We start from the raw sequence: 4,403 nt of genomic DNA, 5'->3' as shown, positions 1-4,403 counted from the left end.
ATCGGCGGCGGCCCGCACCTCGCCGACCACTTCGGCGCCCGCCTCACCCCCTGATCCGTTGTGAAGGTACTTCTGCGCGAAGGGCGCAGGAGCTCCTTCACAACGGAAGCGGAGGGGGAGTGGGCGCTCACATCCCGACGCCCCGGACCGTTGACCGGGCATGAGCGTCCGCGAGCACGTCGTCGTCGATCCCGCGATCCTGTACTTCGGCACCCCGGTCGCCCTGCTCAGCACGGTCGACGACGGCGGACGGCCGAACCTCGCCCCGATGTCGAGCGTGTTCTGGCTCGGCAGCACGGCGGTGCTGGGACTCGGCACGCGGTCGCAGACCGCGCGGAACCTGCACGCCACGGGGGAGGTGGTGATCGGCCTGCCGTCCATCGAGCAGGTGGCGGCGGTCGACCGGCTCGCGCTCACCACCGGGCGGCACCCGGTCCCGCCGGTCAAGGCGGCGGCCGGCTACGTGCACGCCGCCGACAAATTCGCCGTCGCGGGGCTGACCCCGGTCCCGTCCGACCTGGTGGCGCCCGCGCGCATCGCGCAGTGCCCGGTCGCGATGGAGGGTCGCGTGACCGCGGCGCACGGGCTGTCGGGAGCCGATCCGCGCGCGGACGGCGGCGCGGCGGTGTTCGAGGTCGAGGTGCTGCGCGTGCACGTGCACCCCGCGCTGCGGATGGCCGGCCACCCGCACCGCATCGACCCCCTCCGCTGGCGGCCCCTGATGATGAGCTTCCAGCGCTTCTTCGGCCTCGGCGGCGAGGTGCGCCCCTCCCGCCTCGCCGGCATCGACGAGGAGTGGTATCGCGGCTGATGCGCCTAGACGAGGTCGCACCCGCTGATCCGGCTCGGGTCGACGCCCCGTCTCTGATCGGACGCCACGCAGCGTCGGGTCAGGGACGCAGCGTCGATCGAGCCCGCACCCCTCGCGACGCCGCTGAGTCCGCAGGGCGCTCGCGCGCGCGGGTAGCCTGAGAAACATGCTGGAAACGCCCGGAACCGGTGCCGACGTCGACGTGAAGCCGCGCTCGCGCGTCGTCACCGACGGCATCGAGGCGACGACCTCCCGCGGCATGCTGCGCGCCGTCGGGATGGGCGACGCGGACTGGCACAAGCCGCAGATCGGCATCGCCTCGTCCTGGAACGAGATCACGCCGTGCAACCTCTCCCTCGACCGCCTCGCGCAGGCGGCGAAGGAGGGCGTCCACTCGGGCGGCGGGTACCCCCTCCAGTTCGGCACCGTCAGCGTCTCCGACGGCATCTCCATGGGCCACGAGGGCATGCACTTCTCCCTCGTCAGCCGCGAGGTCATCGCCGACAGCGTCGAGACCGTGATGCAGGCGGAGCGCCTCGACGGCTCCGTGCTGCTGGCCGGCTGCGACAAGTCGCTGCCCGGCATGCTCATGGCGGCCGCTCGGCTCGACCTGGCCAGCGTGTTCGTCTACTCCGGATCGATCGCCCCGGGCTGGGTGAAGCTCTCCGACGGCACGGAGAAGGACATCACGATCATCGACTCGTTCGAGGCGGTGGGCGCCGTCAAGGCCGGGAAGATGTCGGAGGCGGACGCGAAGCGCATCGAGTGCGCCTTCGCCCCCGGCGAGGGCTCCTGCGGCGGCATGTACACGGCGAACACGATGGCGTCGGTCGCGGAGGCGCTCGGGATGGCGCTGCCCGGCTCGGCCGCGCCGCCCAGCGCGGACCGCCGCCGCGACTACCTGGCGCACCGCTCCGGCGAGGCGGTGGTGAACCTGCTGAAGCTGGGCATCACCGCGCGCGACATCATGACGAAGGAGGCGTTCGAGAACGCCATCGCGATCGTGATGGCCTTCGGCGGCTCGACGAACGCCGTGCTGCACCTGCTGGCCATCGCGCACGAGGCGGAGGTGGAGCTGACGCTCGACGACTTCAACCGGATCGGGTCGAGGGTGCCGCACATCGGCGACCTCAAGCCGTTCGGCCGCTTCGTGATGAACGATGTCGACCGGGTCGGCGGCGTGCCGGTCGTGATGAAGGCGCTGCTCGAGGCCGGGCTGCTGCACGGCGACTGCCTCACGGTGACCGGGAGGACGGTCGCGCAGAACCTCGCGGAGATGGACATCGCGCCGCTCGACGGCACGGTCCTGCGCACCCTCGACGACCCGATCCACGCCTCCGGCGGGCTCACGATCCTCACGGGCTCGCTCGCGCCGGAGGGCGCGGTCGTCAAGACGGCCGGCTTCGACGCCGCGGTGTTCGAGGGCCCCGCCCGGGTGTTCGAGCGCGAGCGCGGCGCCATGGACGCCCTGACGAACGGGGAGATCCGGGCCGGCGACGTCGTCGTGATCCGCTACGAGGGCCCCAAGGGCGGCCCCGGCATGCGGGAGATGCTGGCCATCACCGCCGCCATCAAGGGCGCGGGGCTCGGCAAGGATGTACTCTTGCTCACCGACGGCAGATTCTCGGGCGGCACAACCGGCCTGTGCATCGGCCACATCGCGCCGGAAGCGGTGGACGCAGGTCCCATCGCCTTCCTCCGAGACGGTGACCCGATACGGGTGGACATCGCCTCCCGCACGCTCGACCTCCTCGTCGACCCGACAGAGCTGGAAGCCCGCCGAAGCGGCTGGGCCCCTCTGCCGCCTCGGTACACCCGCGGCGTGCTCGCGAAGTACTCCAAGCTCGTGCAGTCCGCCGCCGTCGGTGCGGTGACGGGCTGAACCGCCGCACCTCCTCGTCCCAAGGGAACCCGATGTCCTCTCCCACCACCCCGCTGCCGTCCGCGGTGCGCCCCTCCGCCCGCGCGGCGGGCGGCGACGCGCACGCGACCCGCGGCCCGGAGCCCGAGCTGATCACCGGCGCCGAGATGGTCGTCCGCACGCTCGAGCTGCTGGGCGTCACCGACGTCTTCGGCCTGCCAGGCGGCGCGATCCTGCCCGTCTACGACCCGCTGCTCAGCGCGAAGTCGCTGCGCCACATCCTCGTCCGGCACGAGCAGGGCGCCGGCCACGCGGCCGAGGGCTACGCCGCCGCCTCCGGCCGGGTCGGCGTCGCGATCGCGACGTCCGGTCCGGGCGCGACGAACCTGGTCACCGCGATCGCGGACGCCTACATGGACTCGGTGCCGCTGCTCGCGATCACCGGCCAGGTGTTCTCCACCCTGATGGGCACGGACGCGTTCCAGGAGGCCGACATCGTCGGCATCACCATGCCGATCACGAAGCACTCCTTCCTGGTGAAGAAGGCCGCCGACATCCCGCTGGCGATCGCCTCCGCGCACCACATCGCCTCCACCGGCCGGCCCGGCCCCGTGCTCGTCGACATCACGAAGGACGCGCAGCAGGAGACCGCCTCGTTCACCTGGCCGGTCAAGCTGGACCTGCCCGGGTACCGGCCGATCGCGAAGGTGCACGGCAAGCAGGTGCAGGCGGCCGCGCAGCTGCTGGCGAACGCTGCGCGCCCGGTGCTCTACGTCGGCGGCGGCGTCATCCGCGCGCGGGCGTCGGAGGAGCTGCTGGCGCTGGCCGAGGCGACCGGCGCGCCCGTCGTCACGACGCTGATGGCCCGGGGCGCGTTCCCCGACAGCCACCCCGCCAACCTGGGCATGCCGGGGATGCACGGCACGGTGCCGGCGGTGCTGGCGCTGCAGGAGTCCGACCTGCTCGTCGCGATCGGCGCCCGGTTCGACGACCGGGTGACCGGCAAGGCGTCCCTCTTCGCGCCGGACGCGAAGGTCGTGCACATCGACATCGACCCCGCGGAGATCGGCAAGATCCGCACCGCGGAGGTGCCGATCGTCGGCGATGCGAAGGAGGTCCTCGCCGACCTCGCGAGCGCGTTCCGCGACCTCGGTGCGCAGCCGGCTACGCCGTACGCCGTGTGGTGGGGCCGCCTCCGCGACCTGCAGCGGGAGTTCCCGCTCGGGTTCAGCCCCACCTCCGACGGGCTGCTGTCCCCGCAGCACGTCATCGAGCGCATCGGCGCGCTGTCCGGGCCGGAGGCGGTCTACGCCTCGGGCGTCGGCCAGCACCAGATGTGGGCCGCACAGTTCATCCGGTACGAGCGCCCGAACGCGTGGCTGAACTCCGGCGGCGCCGGCACGATGGGCTACGGCGTGCCGGCCGCGATGGGCGCCAAGGTGGCGCAGCCCGACCGCGTCGTCTGGGCGATCGACGGCGACGGCTGCTTCCAGATGACGAACCAGGAGCTCGCCACCTGCGCCATCGAGGGCATCCCGATCAAGGTCGCCGTGATCAACAACGGCAACCTCGGCATGGTCCGGCAGTGGCAGAACCTGTTCTACAAGGAGCGGTACTCCAACACCGACCTCGGCACCCACAAGCACCGCATCCCCGATTTCAAGCTGCTCGCCGAGGCCATGGGCTGCGTGGGGCTGCGCGCGGAGTCCAGGGAGGACGTCGACCGGGTGA

The 4,403-nt window shown here is 72.2% G+C and carries 3 protein-coding genes; all 3 read left to right on the top strand.

All coding sequences use genetic code 11. The features are described 5' to 3' along the window. Positions 1-160: 160 nt before the first annotated feature. Entirely contained in the window at positions 161-811 is a 651-nt protein-coding gene (locus ACFE60_RS17870) for a flavin reductase family protein (RefSeq protein WP_375390205.1), read from the top strand. A gap of 166 nt (positions 812-977) precedes the next feature. After that, the gene (gene ilvD, locus ACFE60_RS17865) at positions 978-2,693 is read left to right on the top strand and encodes a dihydroxy-acid dehydratase (RefSeq protein ID WP_375390204.1); all 1,716 of its coding nucleotides are present in this window, start codon (positions 978-980) and stop codon (positions 2,691-2,693) included. A 32-nt stretch (positions 2,694-2,725) separates the two neighbouring features. Beyond that, the coding region (locus ACFE60_RS17860) for an acetolactate synthase large subunit (protein WP_375390203.1) at positions 2,726-4,403 on the top strand (1,678 nt) is incomplete at its 3' end.

Origin of the sequence: uncultured Amnibacterium sp. (assembly GCF_964245895.1) — a bacterium.
GTDB lineage: Bacteria > Actinomycetota > Actinomycetes > Actinomycetales > Microbacteriaceae > Amnibacterium.
Note: the sequence above shows the minus strand (reverse complement) of the source record. Positions and strands in the feature narration are given on the sequence as shown.

Coding starts and splice junctions, on each gene's coding strand:
- ilvD (WP_375390204.1), top strand. CDS start 978: ATGCTGGAAACGCCCGGAACCGGTGCCGACGTCGACGTGAAGCCGCGC.
- ACFE60_RS17870 (WP_375390205.1), top strand. CDS start 161: ATGAGCGTCCGCGAGCACGTCGTCGTCGATCCCGCGATCCTGTACTTC.